This is a genomic window from Ectorhizobium quercum, from assembly GCF_026552795.1.
GTDB lineage: Bacteria > Pseudomonadota > Alphaproteobacteria > Rhizobiales > Rhizobiaceae > Ectorhizobium > Ectorhizobium quercum.
Window position 1 is genome coordinate 17,696 of record NZ_JANFPI010000011.1, and the last position, 17,059, is coordinate 34,754.

The following is a 17,059-nucleotide window of genomic DNA, read 5'->3' on the forward strand; positions in this document are numbered from 1 at the left end:
CATGGCACTTGCCGCATCCTCTTCGCAGGGGTGGAAGTGGCGGCAGCCGAGCGTCATACCGGGTTTCGGTCTGACGCTCGGCTTCACCATCTTCTATCTGAGTGCCGTCGTGCTTATTCCGCTGGCGGGCCTGGGCATCCGCTCCGCCTATATGGGCTGGGACGATTTCTGGCGTCTCGTCACCGACGAGCGCCTTCTGGGCGCGCTCAGGGTCAGCTTCGTCACGTCGCTGGCGGCGGCGGCGATCAATGTCGTGTTCGGCGTTCTCGTCGCCTGGGTGCTGGTCCGCTACCGGTTTCCGGGACGGCGCATCATCGATGCCGCGGTCGATCTGCCCTTCGCGCTGCCCACGGCCGTGGCCGGCATCGCCCTGACGGCGATCTACGCGCCGAGAGGCATCATCGGCCAGTATTTCGCGCCGCTGGGGATCAAGATCGCCTATACGCCCATTGGCATCGTCATCGCGCTCGTCTTCATCAGCCTGCCCTTCGTGGTCCGCACGGTGCAGCCGGTCATGGAGGAGATCAACCGAGAGGTGGAGGAGGCCGCTGCAACGCTCGGCGCCTCCCGGTTCCAGACCGTGTTCCAGGTCGTCCTGCCCGGGCTGGTGCCGGCGATCCTGACGGGTTTCGCGCTGGCCTTCGGGCGTTCTTTCGGCGAATACGGGTCGGTGATCTTCATTGCCGGCAACATTCCGTATGTTTCCGAGATCGCGCCTCTGCTGATCTTCCTCCGGCTCGAGGAATTCAACTATGCGGCGGCGACGGCCATCGGTGCGATCATGTTGCTTATTGCCTTTACCGTGCTCTTGAGCATCAATCTCATTCAGGTCTGGAGCAGGCGGAGGTTCGGCTATGTCAGCTGACACCGTTCTCGAACCGGCCGAGGTCCACCCGGCGGTGGAGAGGCAGGAGCAGAAGGTGAGCGGGTTTCGTGATCCGACGACCGAAAGCACGGGCGTAAAATGGACGTTGATCGCGATTGCGGTCGCGTTTCTGCTGCTTGTTCTGTTTCTGCCGCTCTATGCTGTCTTCACCGAGGCCCTGCGTCGCGGGGTGGGGGTGGCCCTTGAGGCCATTTCCGATCCCGATGCCCTTTCGGCGGTGCGGCTGACGCTGTTGATCGCGGCGATTTCGGTGCCCTTCAACCTCGTTTTCGGCGTCGCGGCCGCCTGGGCCATCGCGAAATTCGAGTTCAAGGGCAAGGCGTTCCTGACGACGTTGATCGACCTGCCGTTTTCCGTTTCGCCGGTGATCGCGGGCCTCGTCTATATCCTCCTGTTCGGCGCCGGTTCGGTTCTCGGCCCCGTGTTCAATTCCTGGGGGATACAGATCCTGTTCGCGGTTCCGGGCGTCGTTCTGGCCACGATCTTCGTCACCTTTCCTTTCGTCGCACGCGAGCTCATTCCGCTCATGCAGCATCAGGGAACAGGCGACGAGGAGGCGGCGCTGTCGCTCGGCGCCAGCGGCTGGCAGGCGTTCTGGCACGTCACGCTGCCCAACATCAAATGGGGCCTTCTCTATGGCGTTCTGCTCTGCAACGCCCGCGCGATGGGGGAGTTCGGGGCGGTTTCGGTCGTTTCGGGGCGCCTGCGCGGTGAGACCGTGACCATGCCGCTGCATGTCGAAATCCTCTACAACGAATATAATTTCGTCGCCGCCTTCGCCGTTGCCGCCCTGCTGGCGCTGCTCGCCCTCGTAACGCTCGTGCTGAAGGCGTTGCTGGAGCGGGTTTACAGCCGGGACCATGCAGCCCGTTCCGGCCATTGACTGAACAGGAAATTTCAAGATGGAACTTCGCGTCGCCAATGTCCGCAAGGAATTCGAGCGCTTTCCCGCGCTGAACGACGTTTCTCTCGACATCCGCTCCGGCGAACTGATCGCCCTGCTGGGACCCTCCGGTTCCGGCAAGACGACGCTGCTGCGCCTGATCGCCGGCCTCGAACGCCCGTCGGCGGGCAGCATCTTCTTCGGCGAGGACGATGCCTCGCACAAGAGCGTGCAGGACCGGAATATCGGCTTCGTCTTCCAGCATTATGCCCTGTTCCGTCACATGACGGTGCTGGAAAACGTGACATTCGGGCTGCGCGTCCGCGACAGCCGCCGGCGGCCGGCAAAGGCGGAAATCCGCCGCCGCGCCCTGGAGTTTCTCGACCTGGTTCAACTGACCGGGCTCGAAAAGCGCTATCCCGCCCAGCTTTCCGGCGGCCAGCGCCAGCGCGTCGCGCTGGCCCGAGCAATGGCGGTCGAGCCCAATGTGCTGCTGCTCGACGAGCCGTTCGGTGCGCTCGACGCGCAGGTGCGCAAGGAATTGCGCCGCTGGCTGCGCGAGATCCACGATCGCACCGGCCATACCACCGTCTTCGTGACGCACGATCAGGAGGAGGCGCTGGAACTGGCCGACCGCGTGGTGGTGATGAGCAAGGGCAATATCGAGCAGGTCGGCACCGCCGACGAGATCTACGACAACCCGGTCTCGCCCTTCGTCTTCGGCTTCATCGGCCAGTCCAGCCGCTTGCGGGTCAGGGTGGAAAACGGCGAACTCTGGCTGCACGACCGGAGCATCGGGATCAAGGCGCCGGAGGTCCGCGACGGCCCGGCCGACCTTTACTTCCGCCCGCACGATGTGGAAATCACGGACGGTTGCGGCGGCTGCATCGCCGGTCTCGTGACGGCGACGCGGCGGATCGCCGGAACCTGTCATACGGAAATCGACGTGGGGGCCGGACAGGACCGGATCGAGGTCGGCCTGTCGCAGGACCAGTCCGCCGTGGTAAAGGGCGGCCGCCTGGCCTTCAAGCCGCGCTATTACCGGATCTTTCCGACAGGCTGAGGCGTGTTTCTGTCGCCATCCCGGCGATTGGAAAAAGGGTGGCCCTGTGCCGCTACAATGTACAGTGTATTGAGAACTCCTCTCCTTCGTCACCCTCGGGCTCGAGCCCCAAGGGTCCACGCCGCAAGCGGCGCGGATGGATGGTCGGGTCAAGCCCGACCATGACGAAAGTGGGCGATGAGCCGTTTGTCAGCACACTGCGGCGGCGCGGACTGTCCCATTTTCGTCTGGCCAAATCCGTAAGGGGCAGTCCGCTTTTGCGGGCCGTGGTTGCTCTTCGTCCTTTCCTTCGCCGGAAAGCTGTCCTATCTCTCTCGCTGCAAATCGCATGTCACGGATATGCCGGTCCGTTTCACGGGAGCCTGCCCGGGGAACCGCGCATCATCCGGCCGTCAGCCGCAAGAGGATATCGCATTGCGAAACAGCCGTTTCCGCCTCCGACTTCTGTTCGTCGCCCTTCTGACCGTTCTTGCCGCCGCCCCGTCAATCGTCGTGGCGCAGACGCCAGCCGTGACGGAAGCGACGAAACCCGCCTCGCTGGCGGAACAGGCGCATGCGGAACTCGAGACGAAGCGCGAGGCCCTGGAGGCGCTGCGGCAGAAGGTCAACGCCTCTGAAACCGATGATGAAACGCTCGCCCAGCTCAAGGCGCAGACGGACGATTTCATCCACGATATCGCCAAGACGAACGAAGGGCTGCACGCCCGGCTGGACCAGATCAAGACACGCCTGACGGAGCTTGGCGATCCGCCCGCCGAGGGGCAGCCGCCGGAATCGTCGATCGTCGCCGACGAACGCCAGCGGCTGACCGCCGAGCGGGCCGAGATCATCGCCGTGGGCGGAGAGGCCGACACGCTGACCACCAGCGCCCGCGATCTGGCGAACGAAATCACGGCCCTGCGGCGCAGCCTGTTCACCGATACGCTGTTCAGGCAAACGGACGTCTCCGGCGCGCTTTTCCAGACGGCGAATACCGCCTTTTCGGAGGAGCTGACCGCATTGTCGAACACGTTCCAGGGCTGGCTGACCTTCACGTGGAAGACGAAGAAACTGCCTTTTCTGAGCGCAGTCGCCCTGTCCATTGCAGCGGCCCTGCTGTTTCTTACGGGCGGTTATCGCCTGCTCGGGCGTTTCATCCAGCGTGATCCGACGCGGGAAGACGTGCCCTATACGAGCCGGCTTTCGGCGGCATTCTTCCAGACGGTGATGCAGTCGCTCGCCGTGGTGGCCTTTTTCGTCTCCACCTATTTCTTCCTCAATATTTTCAACGTGCTGAGGTCGGACATCGCGCCGATCCTGGGGGCGGGGATGGGCCTGATCGGGCTCGTCTATTTCGTGTCGGTGCTGTCCGGCGCCGCCTTTGCCGCCAACATGCCGAACTGGCGGCTGGCGCCGCTTTCCAACGGTGGCGCATGGTCGCTTTCCATTGCCGTTCTGCTGATGACGACGATCAACGGTCTCGATTACTTTTTCTCGGTCGTCAGCGCCGAGCTTTCCTCACCGGTCGTGCTGACAGTCGCGCGCAGTTTCCTGGCCTCCGTTCTGATCGGCCTGATCCTGATCGTAATGTCCTTTCTGCGGCCGCGCGTGGCGGAGAATGGCGATCCTGCCGCCGTCGGCCGGGTCTGGCCGTTCTGGGGCCGCGTCTTCCTGCGGGTTTCCGGCATCGTGCTGATCGGCGCCGCGCTGACGGGCTATATCGGGCTGGCGCGCTTCATCGCCACGCAGCTCGTCCTGACCGGCGCGGTCGTCGCCACGATGTATATCGGGATACTGGCGGGGCAGGCCGTGTCGAACCGCGACAGTTTCGCCCAGACGGCGGCAGGGCGCTATCTGGCGGAGCACCACCAGCTCGGAGCGGTGGCGCTGGATCAGCTCGGCCTGGTGGCGGGCATCGGCATCTATTTCCTGGCGATCCTGATCGGCGTGCCGATGATTCTGCTGTCCTGGGGGTTCCATCCGCAGGATCTGGAGCAATGGGCCTACAAGCTCGCCACGGAAATCACCGTCGGCAACATCACCATCTCGCTGGTGGCGATTTTCGGCGGCGTGCTGCTGTTCGTCGTCGGCCTGCTGCTCACCCGCTGGGTACAGCGTTGGATCGACGGCAACATCATGGAGCGCTCGCATGTCGAGGCGGGCCTGCGCAACTCGGTCCGCACCGGTATCGGCTATCTTGGCGTGGGCCTCGCCGGGCTGATCGGGATTTCGGCCGCCGGCTTCAATCTTTCGAGCCTCGCGCTGGTGGCCGGCGCCCTGTCCCTCGGCGTCGGTTTCGGTCTCCAGAACATCGTCTCGAACTTCGTGTCGGGCCTGATCCTTCTCGCCGAGCGGCCCTTCAAGGTGGGCGACTGGGTGGTGAGCGGCACGGCGGAGGGCTTCGTGAAGCGCATCAACGTCCGCGCCACCGAGATCGAGACCTTCCAGCGTCAAACGATCATCGTTCCGAATTCCGAACTCATCAACGGCCGCGTGGGCAACTGGACCCACCGCAACATGCTGGGACGTGCCGAAATCGCGATCGGGGTCGATTACAGTGCCGACCCGCGGCAGGTGATGGAACTGTTGCTGGAAATAGGAAAGGCGCATCCGAAAGTCCTGCGCAATCCGGAGCCGATCGTGCTGTTCCAGAATTTCGGCGAGTCCTCGCTCGATTTCGAGCTGCGCGTCTTCCTCGGCGATGTCCTCAGCGGCGCCACGGTCAAGAACGAACTGCGCCTTGCCATCTTCGAACGGTTCCGCACGGACGGAATCGGCATTCCTTTTCCGCATCGGGATGTGACGGTGCATCTGGAGGGGGAGCCATCCGCCGCGCCGAAGGACGAAACTTCCACCGAGAAGACAGCGGACGACAAGACCTCGGACGACAAGGATGACACCTCCGCCCGGGCATGATCCGGGCAACGCCGTCACGAGGGCTGCGTCATGCCGCCGCGCCGCACCCGCTATTATTTGGGAGGCGGATTAACGCTTCGGAAAAGTGTTGCGGTAATGCTTCGGCATGCACAATCATGTGCTTGAAGCCAAAGGATTCCGCATGTCTTTCCTCGGTATTTCCGGAATGCAGTACTCGGGCGAGGCGCTTCGGCCGGCCCGCATCGTGGTTGCCGAGGATTCGCATATGTTCACCTCGATGATCGGCTCCTCCCTGAAGGAGACGCTCGGGATCGAGGTGGAAATCTGCCGGAACTTCGAGGACTTGCAGCTCCTTTACGAGAAGACGTCCGAGCCGATCGCGCTTGCGATCTCCAACATCAACCTACCGGGGGCCGAAAACGGCGAGGCGCTGGACTATCTCATCGACCTGTCCGTGCCGGTGATCGTCTTTACCGGCACGATGCAGGACACGATGCGCGAGAAGATCCTCGCGATGGATATCGTCGATTACGTGCTGAAGGACAATATCTTCGCCGTCGACATGCTGGTGGAGGCGGTCTGCCGCTTCCTGACCAACCATCGCCACCACGTCCTGATCGTCGACGACAGCGCCACGGCCCGGGCGCTGCTTTCCAGCCGGCTGAAGCGGTACAATTTCCGTGTTTCCACCGCCGAGGACGGGGCGAAGGCGCTGGCGATCCTCAAGGCCAATCCCGATATCGGCCTGGTCATCACCGACTACAACATGCCCGACATCGACGGTTTCGAACTGACGCGCCGCATCCGCGCGGCACGCGGCCATCATGAACTGCGCATCATCGGCGTGTCGTCGTCCAGCGACCGGCTTCTGTCCGCGAAGTTCCTCAAGGCCGGCGGCAACGATTTCATGCTGCGCCCGTTCATCGACGAGGAATTCTATTGCCGGGTCAACCAGAACCTCGACACGCTGATGCAGATCCGGTCGCATGCGGACCGCCGCCCGGTGGCGCGCGCCTCCTGAAAGCGTGGCCGGGTGGGACGGCCGGACCCGCTTCAGCGGCGGTCGGGAGCCGGCCAGCCGAAATCCTTGCGCATGCCGGGCGGCATCGATGCGATCGCCCGTTCGGTGGCCCGCCTCTGCGACCAGCACAGATAACGTTCGAGGGTAGCGGCCGCGAGGTCGATGAGACCGGCGAGCGCGCGGGTCAGCGCACTGTGCGGCAGGCAGGCCGCAGGGACGCTTTCTTGTCGTGTCACGATGATGGTCATGGTCGCTTTCCTTCCCGTTCCGGCCTTTCGCTCCAACAGGTATCGTGACGATGCGCGCATTCATTCGATCAATCAATCGAATGTAATTTATGTACTTCATCACTAATTTTGATGTTTTTATCCGGGGTCGCAGACCCGCGCCGGTGAATTGACTTTCAAACAAACGAAATGATACGGTTTTCAAATTCAATTTTTTTGAATGGTAAGGTCATGACCGTCTCCTTCCGGCAGCCTCTGCCGCTTCTCGACAACGACGTGCTGCGCACCTTCGTGGCGATCTCCGAGACCGGCAATTTCTCGACGGCCGCCGAGGCGGTGTTCCGTACGCCCTCCGCCGTATCCATGCAGGTCAAGAAGCTGGAGGAGCAACTCGGCGCGACGCTTTTCCTTCGCGATGCCCGCTCGGTGACGCTGACGGCGCATGGCGAGGTTCTCCTGACCTATGCGCGGCGAATGCTGGCGCTTTCGAACGAGGTCGTCGCCCGCTTCATCATGCCCGAACTGTCCGGCATGGTGCGGCTGGGAGCGCCGGAGGGCATCGGCGAGCGGCTGCTTCCGAGCGTTCTCAAATCGTTTGCCGCCCATTACCCGGCGGTGATGATCGACGTGACGATCGACACCAGCGCGGCGCTGCGGCGGCGCATGAACGAGCAGAGGCTCGATCTGGCGCTGTTCAACTCCACCTGCGGCATCGACCGCTATGAAGGACAGGTCGTGTTCAGCGAGAAGCTGGTCTGGGTCGGCGCGAAATGCGGCACGGCGCATATGCGCGATCCCTTGCCGCTGTCGATCTGGGAAGAGGGCTGCGCCTGGCGCGGCGAGGCGCTGGCGCGGCTGGAGGCGGCGGGCCGTCCCTACCGGGTCGCCTATCTCAGCGGCCACACGATGGCGCAACATGCGGCGATCACCGCCGATCTGGCGATCGCGCCGCTGCCGCGCTCCTTCGTCCGGCCCGACATGGCGATCCTCGGGGAGAAGGAGGGGCTGCCGGAACTCGGCGGCTTCGATATCCGCCTCGTCGTCGCGGAGCGCCAGACGGGACCGATCCGGGCCGTGGCCGACTGTATTCGCGAGGCCTTCGCCGAGATCGCCCCGACACTGGCCTGACCGTTCCTACCACACGCCGCGGCTGAGTCCGTTCCATAGCCAGCGCCACAGCGTTGGCGGGTAGTGCATGCGCGACGGGCGTGCCGGTTCGAACGGTTTCAGCGTGCCGGACAGGGCATCCTGCACGGCCTGCACCGTTTTTTCCGCGCCGGCGGCGGCCAGAAGCAGGGGATATGTCGCCATCGTATCGGCCGGGTCGGGCTGCAAGCGGACGTCATAGAGCGTTGCGCCCGTGTCCACGCCGGAATCGACGAGATGGATCGTGCAGCCGAAATTGTCCCGGTCGCCGGCGGCCAGCGCCCAGTAGCCGCCCATCTGGCCGCGATAGGCGGGATTGATGCCGCCGTGGAAATTGATGATCGGGCAGGGGATGCGGGAAAGCGTCTTCTTCGTCAGCAGGCGGCAGGCCACGGTGAGAACGGCGGCGGGTTGCAGCCGGGCAATCGCTTCATGTGTGGCATCGTCGTTCACCGATCGCACCCGGATGACCGGAACGTCGCGGTTCCGCTCCGCCGCATGTCCGTAGGCGGACAGGATGGCCTGGCTGCGTGCCTGGGCGAATGTCTTCGTCAGGCGCGAGACGATCGACGTCGCAAGCTGCCCGAGGGCCGCGATCCAGCCCAGCCGCCGCGCCCGCCGGCGGGCGAGGGCGAACGGGCTCAGGGGTGTTTCCTCGATCACCGTGACACGGCCGGGAAAGGCCGTCGCCAGCGCGTTCACGAGGATGGCGGGGATGAGGCCGGGCCCGGCCAGCACGACGACGGCAGCGCTGCCGCGCTCCAAGCGTTCCCGATTGCCTGCGTCCAACGTTCCTGCTCCGCTTCCATCTCCGCCGGCGGCTATCCTTGACGCGGAATTCTTTGCGGAAAGTGAAGATGGGGCTCACGCCGGTGTGAACTTTTTCCGGTCTCGCGCGTTCTAGAACCATTGCATTAGAACAGGAGAGGCAAAATGAAATCCATTGCCGGAAAGCTCGTTATTCTCGCCGCTGTCGCATTCGCCGTGTCGTCGTGCGGAAATACCATCCGCGGTGTGGGTCACGATACGTCCAATGCCATAAATGCCACACAAGATGCGGGTAGAAACATCGACAGGGCGGCGAGCCGCTAAGGCTTCCGCGAAAGCATCAGTACCGGCGGGGGCTCGTCGTTTCGTATTGCGTTCAGAGGATTTCGCGTTCGGCCCTTGTTTGCATTCTTCGATCTCAGCCCGAAGGGCAGGAAAGGAGTGGCAAGATGACGCTTACGACACTGGCAAAGATCAGCGCCATATATCTCGGTCTCGTCGTGACGACTGCGACCCTCTCGGTATTGTGGGAATCGGGGAGGAACCTGGCTGCGCGCCAGGGCCTTTTCGGCGCCTTCCAGGTCGCGGATTCGAATGCCGCCGGTTGATGCCGGTGGCGGGTTATGGTCTCAAGGGCCATGACCCTTTTGTTTCGATTCATCGCGGTCCTGCTGGCCACGCTGTTTTCCCAGACGATCGCCGCACGGGCGGACGGGGACGGGGACGCCTGCCGGCGTCTCGGTTTCCGCGACGCCAGATTCGTGGTGTGCAGCTTCGATCCCGCGCGTTCGGACCTGCGCCTTTTCCATTCCGACGGTCAGGGTTCGGCCTACGGTTCGTTCGACGCCGTGACGCGGGCCCTGTGGCGCGACCATGCCTTTCTCGATTTCGCGATGAACGGCGGCATGTATCACCGGGACCTGTCGCCCGTTGGCCTGTTCGTCGAAAACGGCGTGGAGAGAAAGCCGCTCGTTGTGTCCGAAGGCTTCGGCAATTTCCACCTGCTGCCGAATGGCGTCTTCCATTTCGGGGATGGCAAGGCGGCCGTGACCGAGGCGAAGGCCTTTGCCCGCAGCGGAGCGACACCGCGATTCGCCACCCAGTCCGGCCCGATGCTGGTGATCGACGGCGCGCTTCATCCGCGTTTCCTGCCCGACAGCGACAGCTTCAAGATCCGCAACGGCGTCGGCGTCGGCCGTGACGGGCGCGTTCACTTCGTCGTGTCCGAGGATCGCGTCCGCTTTTACGATTTCGCACTTCTCTTTCGCGACGAACTCGGCTGCGCCAATGCGCTTTATCTCGACGGAACCGTCTCCAGCGCCCTGATCCCAGTTCTCGGGCGGCACGACCGGATTTTTCCTATGGGGCCGATCATCAGCGTCGTGTCCCGCGTGCCAGGCTGACAGGGGTTAGATCGCCGCCTTCGGATAGGCGCGTTCGAGGCCGCCGGAGCGGCTCAGGCCGGTGCGGAAGGACAGATAGGCCGGATGCTGGCTGGACCTGGCGGCTTCCATCAGCCTGATCTGCATCCTGTCGGGGGCGGTGTTTCCCAGCCATTCGCCGGATTTTTCCAGTTTCAGCGCGTTAAGGAAACGGGCATTGGCGGCCGCATCGAGATAATGGTGCAAGCCTTCGAGAAACGCGTCGTCATGAACGGGGTCGTGCAGCAGCGCCGCCAGCCATTGAAGGTCGGCCTCTCCCAGGCCGGACAATTTTGCCGATATGGTTTCGCGTTCAATGCTGTCGGTCATGCGAATCTCCTGTCAGTGCGGCGACAGGGTCGGAGAGCGCGGGCCGTTGCGCAAGCGGAAATCGACACCGCAAAAAAGCGAAACCTGTCTGATTGCCCTGTCTTGATAACGCTCCGGTAACGATATCGGGTTTAAGAGTGTTCCTGCGGCGGTTGAACCGCCTTTCGCTTCCGGATTTGAAGTAGTGCGTTCCGGAAGCGAGCTTTCCCCTTCATCTCCGGCTTGACGCGCGGGCGGATTCCGCGTCAGATTTCAGCGGTTTTGCGATCAACCGCGGCTGGACGCCTCTTTTTCTACGAATCGTCCGCCTTTCGCATGCCGGGCGGGCGGGCCGTGGTGGCCTCCCGCCTTTTTCATGATCAGGGAGCATTCCCCGGTGCCGGACAACAGGAAGACAGGGCTCGTGCTGGTTCTCGGCGGGGCCAGATCGGGAAAATCGCGCTTTTCGGAGACGATGCTGGCGCAAAGCGGGCTGGACGTGCATTACGTCGCGACCGCCGAGGCGCTGGACGGCGAGATGAACGAGCGAATCGCGCATCATCGCGCCTCCCGGCCGGCGCAATGGGCGACGCATGAGATTCCCCTCGATCTGCCGCAGGCGCTTCTGGCCATCGACGCGCCGGGGCGCGGCATTCTGGTCGATTGCCTGACGCTGTGGATCACCAATCTGATGATGGCCGGCCGCGATATCGGGGCGGCATTCGACGCCTTGGCCGAGGCCTGTCCGAAGCTGCGTGGCCGCGTCGTCTTCGTTTCCAACGAAGTGGGGCTGGGCATCGTGCCCGAACATCGCATGGCGCGCGATTTCCGCGATCATGCCGGACGCCTGCACCAGCGCATCGCGGCGCTGGCGGACGAGGTTTATTTCGTCGCCGCCGGGCTTCCCCTCAGGATGAAGGGATAGGCGGGCATCCGTGCGCCGCTGGCGATCGTCAGAAGCCGAGCGCTGCGTGCAGCGGGTTGGCGGGGTCGATCAGCAGGCGGACCGCCATCGCCAGGCAGGAGACGATGAGCAGGGGGCGGATGACCTTCGCGCCATTCCTCATGGCGAGCCGCGAGCCGAGCTGCGCGCCGAGGATCTGGCCGGCGGCCATGACGATTCCGAGCTTCCACAGGACCGATCCAGTCGCCACGAACACCAGAAAGGCGCCGAAATTCGAGCCGAGGTTCAGCAGTTTCGTGTGCGCCGTCGCCTTGAGAAGGCCGAATCCGGCCAGCGACACGAAGGCCAGCATGAAGAAGGACCCGGTTCCGGGACCGAAGATGCCGTCATAGAAGCCTATCAGGGGCACAACCGTGAGGCCGAAGACGAATTGCGACACGCGGCGGCGGCGGTCGGTGTCGCCGAGATTCGGCCGGAACGCAAAATAAAGGCCGATCGCGATCAGGAGGAGGGGCATGGTCGCCCTCAGGACGTCCGGCGGAACGAGGGCCGCGGCGAGGGCGCCGAGCGCGCCGCCGGCAATCGCCGTCAGAGCCATCGGATATTGTTCGCGGAGGCGGACGTGGCCCTTGCGGGCATAGGACAGGGTGGCGGATGCCGCGCCGAACTGGGCGCTGAGCTTGTTGGTGCCCAGCGCTTCGAGCGGTGGCACCCCGGCCAGCAGCATTGCCGGAATGGCGATCAACCCGCCGCCGCCGGCAATCGCGTCGATGAACCCGGCCAGAACGGCGGCAACGAAAAGCAGGGCGACGATGTGGGGCAGCAGGTCTGTCATGGCGGGGCCGGGAATCAGGCGGGCAGATGAACTCCTTCTGCCACCGGCGCGATGCGCGCACAATCTCCGGACGGATATATTGGCGGGTTTTCAGCAGCTTGCTGCGGTTTTCGGCGATTTCGATTCATCGGTTGCCCGGATCCCGCATCGAAGGCTGGACAGGGCCACCTCTTTGCGAAAATCCGTTTTCCAGCGGCCTCGGCCTCCGTTAAGAGAGTCGATCTTGATGCTGGAGGCCTGTCGGCAATGGAAAAGGTGATCTTCGATACGGACCCGGGTGTGGACGATGCGATGGCTCTGCTCTTTCTTCACCGGCATCCCGGCATCGATCTCGTCGGCATCACCACGGTTTTCGGCAATGCCGATGTCGGGACGACGACGCGCAACGCCCTGTTCCTGGCCGAACGCTGGGGCATCGATGCGCCCGTTGCCCGCGGAGCGGCATCGACCTTCGATCCCCGGCGTCATCAGGGGGCCTTTCCGGTTTTCATCCACGGCGAAAACGGCCTCGGCAATATCGACATACCGGCGGACATCGCCGCCGTGCCCGATCCGCGTCCGGCGCATCGCTTCATCATCGACACGGTGAAGGCCAGCCCCGGAGAGGTGACGCTGATTGCGGTTGCGCCGCTGACCAATCTCGCGCTCGCGATTCGGGAGGCACCGGAAATCGCCGGCTTGGTGAAGCGGGTCATCCTCATGGGTGGTGCCTTCGCCATGCACGGCAATGCCAGCCCGGCGGCCGAGGCCAACATCCACAACGACCCCGAGGCGGCCGATCTCGTCTTCACCGCGGCATGGCCGGTGACGGCGATCGGCCTCGACGTGACGACCAGAACCGTCATGACCCGCGGTGAACTGGCCTCCATCGCGGCCGAGGGCGGCGAGGCGTTGCATCTCCTCGACGATCTCTCGCAATTCTACATGGACTTCTACCGCCATCGCGTCGGCGACGGCATGGTGGTTCACGATACCTGCGCCTGTGTCTTCGCCGTCGCGCCGGAACTGTTCGAGACGAGGACCGGCACGGTGCGCGTGCTGACCGAGGGGATTGCCGAGGGCAAGACCGTGCTGAAGCCGGACGGGCTGCGGTTCGGCCCGAGCGCCTGGGACGGTCATCCGAGCCAGACGATCTGCACGCATGTCGATGCGGATGCGGTGCTGGCGCTGATCCGCAAGACCCTGCTGGGGCGGGTCTGAACCGAGAAGAGTCGAGTCGATTCAGGTGCCTGGCGGCGCAGGCTCGCAAACCGATTCCGGACGTTCGGATGTCGGTTCAGGTGGTTTCGGGGATCAGTCGTTGCCGGCGGCGGCGTTCAGGCGTTCCAGACAGGGCACCGTCACATGGCGGTTGTTCTCGATCCGGATCACGCCGTCCTTGCGCAGCTTGGTCATCTGGCGGCTGACGGTCTCGATGGTCAGGCCGAGGAAATCGGCGATATCGGCGCGTGACAGCGGCAGGTCGAAGGTGTTCTGCTCGCCGTTTTCCGGGTCGATATGCGTCGCGATCATGTGGAGGAAGCTGGCGACCTTTTCCTGCGCCGTCTTGCGGCCGAGCGTCAGCATCCACTCGCGCGCTTCATCCAGCTCCTTGAGCGACTGGGCGTGCAGCCTGCGCTCCAGATCGGGCGTTTCGTTGGCCAGGCGCTCGATCAGCGATTTCGGAAAGGTGCAGATTTCCGTATCGGTGGCGGCCTCGGCGGTCATCGTGCTTTCGCAGAGGAAGGGACGGCCGAGGAAATCGGGTGCGAATTGCAGGCCAACGATCTGCTGGCGTCCGTCCGCCATCATCTTCGACAGCTTGATGACGCCGGACAGGATGTTGCTGTAGTGCGAGACCAATTCGCCCTGGCCGATCAGTTCGTTGCCGGCATCGATCTTGCGGCGGGTGGAGTGGCGGTTCAATTCGAAAAGCTGCGCCGGCGTCAGGGTTCCGCAAACGCCGCCGTGACGTGCCTCGCAGACGCGACAGACGGCAGGCACTTCCGAAGACTGATGGTTTTTATAATGTGATTCCATGTCTACCCGCCCGAAATGCCGTCCGTCGCATGATTAGATTATGCCCGGATTGCGCTGCCCCGGCATGGTTATAGCCTAAAAAAACGAAATTTGTACCCTTGATTTCTGTCAATCCTCCCAAGGTCGGCTCCGATTTGATCGACGTCAAAGTTTCCCGGCGCGGCTGAGGCTATCAAGATCAGGCATCTCGCAGAGCCGGGAGCGGACCGACGGAGGGAAACATGAGCGAAAGAAGTCTTCTGGCCAAGTATTCCGGCGCCGTTCCGCGTTACACCAGTTATCCGACCGCGCCGCATTTCCACGAGGGGGTGAACTGCGACATATATGCACAGTGGCTGCGAGAACTCGGCGAACGCGACACTTTATCGCTCTATGTCCACATACCCTATTGCGACAGGCTGTGCTGGTTCTGTGCCTGTCATACCAAGCATACGCTGAAATACGAGCCGATCGCCGCCTATCTCAAGCCGCTTCTGAAGGAGATCGCCACCGTCGGCGGGTTCGTGTCCGGAAAGGCGAAAGTCACGGCGGTCCATTTCGGCGGCGGATCGCCGACCATGCTGAAGCCGGAAGACATGATTGCCGTCGCGGACGCGATGCGCGCCGCCTTTACCTTCGCCGACGACGTTGAGATCAGCGTCGAGATGGACCCCAACGATCTGGACGACGCGCGCTATGACGGGCTTGCCGCCATCGGCATGACCCGGGCGAGCCTTGGCGTTCAGGATTTCGATCCGAAGGTTCAGAAGACCATCAACCGCATCCAGACCTTCGAGCAGACCCGGGGCGTCGCCGAAGCCGTGCGGGCGCGGGGCGTCCATTCCGTGAATTGCGACGTGCTTTACGGACTGCCCTACCAGACGCTCGACACGCTGAAATCGACGGTGCGCGACATCGTCTCCCTGTCGCCGGACCGCATCGCGCTGTTCGGCTATGCGCACGTGCCGTGGATGAAGAAGCACCAGACGCTGATCCCCGAAGCCGCGCTTCCGAATGTCGAGGAGCGCTACGCCCAGATGAAGGCCGCCGCCGCCATGCTGGTGGATGCGGGTTACGAGGCGATCGGCATCGACCATTTCGCCCGGCCCTCCGACACGCTCGCCATCGCTGCGCGGACGGGCAGGCTGCGCCGCAATTTCCAGGGCTATACCGACGATCAGGCGACTGCCCTGATTGGCTTCGGAGCGTCGTCCATCGGCCAATTGCCGCAGGGTTACGTGCAGAACATGCCGGCCACGGGCGAATACGAGCGCATGGCGGACCAGTCTGGGCTGGCAGTGGTGCGCGGCGTCGCGCTCACCGACGACGACCGGATGCGCGCCCATGTCATCGAGCGCATCATGTGCGATTTCGCCTTCGACTTCGCGCCGGTGCGGGAGAAATTTCCGGCGCTGGCGGACCGGGTGATCGCCGAAGCTCGCCAGTTCGCCGCCGCCAATGCCGACGGACTGTGCGAGATCGACGCCGCCGGTTTCCGGCTGACCGCGAAGGGTAGGGTCCTTGCGCGCACCGTGGCTGCGGTTTTCGACGCCTATCTCGGCAACGGCAAGGGACGCCATTCCATCGCCGTGTGACGCCTCGCGGAAAGGTCATGGCCTTTCTGGCGCCTTTCGTTTAGAGCAAGGCCAGCGAAAGGATGGCAAGGGCATGGATTTCGGTCGTTTCCGGCAATGGATGATCGCGCAGGTGGCGCTCGGCATACTCCGCGCCCTTAAAATCCTTCCGGCCGATGCCGCCCTGAATTTTGCCGCCCGTCTGGCGCGGCGGATCGCGCCGAAGCTGCGCCGCCACAGGCTCGTCCTCACCAATCTGCGCAATGCCTTTCCGGAGAAGACGCCCGAAGAAATCGAGACGCTCGCCGCGGCAAGCTGGGAGCATCTCGGCCGCATGGCGGCGGAATACGTCTTCTTCGAGAAACTGTTCATGACCCATCCGGTCGGACAGGCCGGCAGCCGGGTGGAAATCGTCGGCCAGGAGCATCTGGTCGATCTGCTCGCGCGTCCGCGCGCGTTCATCTTCGCCACCGCGCATACCGGAAACTTCGAGTGCCTGCCCTATGGCGCGACGGCCTGGGGAATCCCGGTCGCGGTGCTTTTCCGTCCGCCCAACAATCCGTTCATCGCCGAGCATCTCGCGCGCCTGCGCGGAGCCGGTTCGGAGAAGCTGGTTCCCTCCTATGCCGGTTCATCGAAGGTGCTGGCCCGCCAGCTCGCCGCCGGCGAGGGGATCGGGGTTCTGGTCGACCAGAAGTTCAACCGGGGCGTCGAGGCGCGGTTCTTCGGACTGCCGGCGACGACCAATCCCCTCGTGCCCCGACTCGTGCGCCAGTTTCATTGCGACGTCGTGCCCGTCCGGTCGATTCGCACCGAAGGCAACCGTTACCGGATCGAGGTCTCGGCACCGATGGAATTGCCGCGAAACGCCGAGGGTGAGATCGATGTCGAAGCCTCCTGCCAGGCGATCAACGACATGGTGGAAGCCTGGGTGCGGGAGTATCCGGAACAATGGCTCTGGTATCACGACCGCTGGAACGTCCGGAAAACAGCGCGCTGAGCCTACAATCGGACCGTGTTTCCGCATCGCCTCCTCTCTTCATTGTGGAAGATGTTGACCTTGACTGCCGCAGTCTTACTTACGCTCTTGCGCGGAATGGACGCAGGTGTATTTTTACGATGTTTTATCGAACCTTTCGTATCTTGTGCGTTGCGGTATAGTCGTAAT

Annotated in this window: 18 protein-coding genes; 13 read left to right on the plus strand and 5 right to left on the minus strand. The window is 63.5% G+C overall.

Going from position 1 to position 17,059, the window contains the following annotated elements:
• Position 1 precedes the first annotated feature (1 nt).
• The 5 genes from cysT to NOF55_RS21950 all read left to right on the plus strand — a co-directional run bounded on the left by cysT (position 2) and on the right by NOF55_RS21950 (position 6,709).
• Positions 2–865, plus strand: coding sequence for a sulfate ABC transporter permease subunit CysT (gene cysT, locus NOF55_RS21930; RefSeq protein ID WP_306413266.1), 864 nt, complete (start codon positions 2–4; stop codon positions 863–865).
• A complete protein-coding gene (gene cysW / locus NOF55_RS21935) occupies positions 855–1,769 on the plus strand; it encodes a sulfate ABC transporter permease subunit CysW (protein ID WP_306413267.1) in 915 nt (304 codons plus the stop codon). Before cysT ends, cysW begins: the two co-directional genes overlap by 11 nt.
• Before the next feature lie 19 nt (positions 1,770–1,788).
• Positions 1,789–2,832: a sulfate/molybdate ABC transporter ATP-binding protein gene (locus NOF55_RS21940; protein WP_306413268.1), complete on the plus strand. Its 1,044-nt coding sequence runs from the start codon at positions 1,789–1,791 to the stop codon at positions 2,830–2,832.
• A 414-nt stretch (positions 2,833–3,246) separates the two neighbouring features.
• On the plus strand, positions 3,247–5,727 hold the full coding sequence (locus tag NOF55_RS21945; RefSeq protein ID WP_306413269.1) for a mechanosensitive ion channel family protein: 2,481 nt from the start codon (positions 3,247–3,249) through the stop codon (positions 5,725–5,727).
• Positions 5,728–5,869: 142 nt separating this feature from the next.
• The gene (locus NOF55_RS21950) at positions 5,870–6,709 is read left to right on the plus strand and encodes a response regulator (protein WP_306413270.1); all 840 of its coding nucleotides are present in this window, start codon (positions 5,870–5,872) and stop codon (positions 6,707–6,709) included.
• Between the two features lie 32 nt (positions 6,710–6,741).
• Here the strand turns inward: NOF55_RS21950 and NOF55_RS21955 are convergent, their stop codons facing one another.
• On the minus strand, positions 6,742–6,957 hold the full coding sequence (locus tag NOF55_RS21955) for a hypothetical protein (RefSeq protein ID WP_306413271.1): 216 nt from the start codon (positions 6,955–6,957) through the stop codon (positions 6,742–6,744).
• Between the two features lie 210 nt (positions 6,958–7,167).
• On the opposite strand from NOF55_RS21955, the gene NOF55_RS21960 reads away from it, so the two are divergent.
• Positions 7,168–8,064 carry a LysR substrate-binding domain-containing protein gene (locus NOF55_RS21960; protein WP_306413272.1) on the plus strand — a complete coding sequence of 299 codons (897 nt, stop codon included), beginning with the start codon at positions 7,168–7,170 and terminating at the stop codon, positions 8,062–8,064.
• A 6-nt stretch (positions 8,065–8,070) separates the two neighbouring features.
• Here the strand turns inward: NOF55_RS21960 and NOF55_RS21965 are convergent, their stop codons facing one another.
• Positions 8,071–8,871: a formyl transferase gene (locus tag NOF55_RS21965; RefSeq protein ID WP_306413273.1), complete on the minus strand. Its 801-nt coding sequence runs from the start codon at positions 8,869–8,871 to the stop codon at positions 8,071–8,073.
• A gap of 144 nt (positions 8,872–9,015) precedes the next feature.
• Between NOF55_RS21965 and NOF55_RS21970 the strand changes: the two genes are divergently transcribed.
• The 3 genes from NOF55_RS21970 (at position 9,016) to NOF55_RS21980 (ending at position 10,253) form a co-directional block, all read left to right on the plus strand.
• Positions 9,016–9,174 carry an entericidin domain-containing protein gene (locus tag NOF55_RS21970; RefSeq protein WP_306413274.1) on the plus strand — a complete coding sequence of 53 codons (159 nt, stop codon included), beginning with the start codon at positions 9,016–9,018 and terminating at the stop codon, positions 9,172–9,174.
• A 125-nt stretch (positions 9,175–9,299) separates the two neighbouring features.
• A complete protein-coding gene (locus NOF55_RS21975) occupies positions 9,300–9,458 on the plus strand; it encodes a hypothetical protein (protein WP_306413275.1) in 159 nt (52 codons plus the stop codon).
• Positions 9,459–9,488: 30 nt separating this feature from the next.
• A complete protein-coding gene (locus tag NOF55_RS21980; protein WP_306413276.1) occupies positions 9,489–10,253 on the plus strand; it encodes a phosphodiester glycosidase family protein in 765 nt (254 codons plus the stop codon).
• Positions 10,254–10,259: 6 nt separating this feature from the next.
• Here the strand turns inward: NOF55_RS21980 and NOF55_RS21985 are convergent, their stop codons facing one another.
• Positions 10,260–10,601 carry a hypothetical protein gene (locus NOF55_RS21985; protein ID WP_306413277.1) on the minus strand — a complete coding sequence of 114 codons (342 nt, stop codon included), beginning with the start codon at positions 10,599–10,601 and terminating at the stop codon, positions 10,260–10,262.
• 355 nt (positions 10,602–10,956) lie between these two features.
• Here NOF55_RS21985 and cobU point away from each other — a divergent pair, with 355 nt between their 5' ends.
• A complete protein-coding gene (gene cobU, locus NOF55_RS21990) occupies positions 10,957–11,505 on the plus strand; it encodes a bifunctional adenosylcobinamide kinase/adenosylcobinamide-phosphate guanylyltransferase (RefSeq protein ID WP_370869037.1) in 549 nt (182 codons plus the stop codon).
• 28 nt (positions 11,506–11,533) lie between these two features.
• Here the strand turns inward: cobU and NOF55_RS21995 are convergent, their stop codons facing one another.
• On the minus strand, positions 11,534–12,319 hold the full coding sequence (locus NOF55_RS21995; protein WP_306413279.1) for a TSUP family transporter: 786 nt from the start codon (positions 12,317–12,319) through the stop codon (positions 11,534–11,536).
• A 246-nt stretch (positions 12,320–12,565) separates the two neighbouring features.
• Here NOF55_RS21995 and NOF55_RS22000 point away from each other — a divergent pair, with 246 nt between their 5' ends.
• Positions 12,566–13,519 carry a nucleoside hydrolase gene (locus NOF55_RS22000; protein ID WP_306413280.1) on the plus strand — a complete coding sequence of 318 codons (954 nt, stop codon included), beginning with the start codon at positions 12,566–12,568 and terminating at the stop codon, positions 13,517–13,519.
• Between the two features lie 93 nt (positions 13,520–13,612).
• Here NOF55_RS22000 and NOF55_RS22005 read toward each other — a convergent pair whose 3' ends face one another.
• Complete coding sequence (locus tag NOF55_RS22005; protein ID WP_306413281.1) at positions 13,613–14,338, minus strand: Crp/Fnr family transcriptional regulator; 726 nt, start codon at positions 14,336–14,338, stop codon at positions 13,613–13,615.
• 221 nt (positions 14,339–14,559) lie between these two features.
• Here NOF55_RS22005 and hemN point away from each other — a divergent pair, with 221 nt between their 5' ends.
• Together hemN and NOF55_RS22015 are read left to right on the plus strand one after the other, a co-directional pair.
• Positions 14,560–15,912, plus strand: a complete 1,353-nt coding sequence (gene hemN / locus NOF55_RS22010) for an oxygen-independent coproporphyrinogen III oxidase (protein ID WP_306413282.1) — start codon at positions 14,560–14,562, stop codon at positions 15,910–15,912.
• A 73-nt stretch (positions 15,913–15,985) separates the two neighbouring features.
• Positions 15,986–16,891, plus strand: coding sequence for a lipid A biosynthesis lauroyl acyltransferase (locus NOF55_RS22015; protein ID WP_306413283.1), 906 nt, complete (start codon positions 15,986–15,988; stop codon positions 16,889–16,891).
• Positions 16,892–17,059 lie beyond the last annotated feature (168 nt).

Coding starts and splice junctions, on each gene's coding strand:
- cysT (WP_306413266.1), top strand. CDS start 2: ATGGCACTTGCCGCATCCTCTTCGCAGGGGTGGAAGTGGCGGCAGCCG.
- cysW (WP_306413267.1), top strand. CDS start 855: ATGTCAGCTGACACCGTTCTCGAACCGGCCGAGGTCCACCCGGCGGTG.
- NOF55_RS21940 (WP_306413268.1), top strand. CDS start 1,789: ATGGAACTTCGCGTCGCCAATGTCCGCAAGGAATTCGAGCGCTTTCCC.
- NOF55_RS21950 (WP_306413270.1), top strand. CDS start 5,870: ATGTCTTTCCTCGGTATTTCCGGAATGCAGTACTCGGGCGAGGCGCTT.
- NOF55_RS21955 (WP_306413271.1), bottom strand. CDS start 6,957: ATGACCATCATCGTGACACGACAAGAAAGCGTCCCTGCGGCCTGCCTG.
- NOF55_RS21960 (WP_306413272.1), top strand. CDS start 7,168: ATGACCGTCTCCTTCCGGCAGCCTCTGCCGCTTCTCGACAACGACGTG.
- NOF55_RS21970 (WP_306413274.1), top strand. CDS start 9,016: ATGAAATCCATTGCCGGAAAGCTCGTTATTCTCGCCGCTGTCGCATTC.
- NOF55_RS21975 (WP_306413275.1), top strand. CDS start 9,300: ATGACGCTTACGACACTGGCAAAGATCAGCGCCATATATCTCGGTCTC.
- NOF55_RS21980 (WP_306413276.1), top strand. CDS start 9,489: ATGACCCTTTTGTTTCGATTCATCGCGGTCCTGCTGGCCACGCTGTTT.
- NOF55_RS21985 (WP_306413277.1), bottom strand. CDS start 10,601: ATGACCGACAGCATTGAACGCGAAACCATATCGGCAAAATTGTCCGGC.
- cobU (WP_370869037.1), top strand. CDS start 10,957: ATGATCAGGGAGCATTCCCCGGTGCCGGACAACAGGAAGACAGGGCTC.
- NOF55_RS21995 (WP_306413279.1), bottom strand. CDS start 12,319: ATGACAGACCTGCTGCCCCACATCGTCGCCCTGCTTTTCGTTGCCGCC.
- NOF55_RS22000 (WP_306413280.1), top strand. CDS start 12,566: ATGGAAAAGGTGATCTTCGATACGGACCCGGGTGTGGACGATGCGATG.
- NOF55_RS22005 (WP_306413281.1), bottom strand. CDS start 14,338: ATGGAATCACATTATAAAAACCATCAGTCTTCGGAAGTGCCTGCCGTC.
- hemN (WP_306413282.1), top strand. CDS start 14,560: ATGAGCGAAAGAAGTCTTCTGGCCAAGTATTCCGGCGCCGTTCCGCGT.
- NOF55_RS22015 (WP_306413283.1), top strand. CDS start 15,986: ATGGATTTCGGTCGTTTCCGGCAATGGATGATCGCGCAGGTGGCGCTC.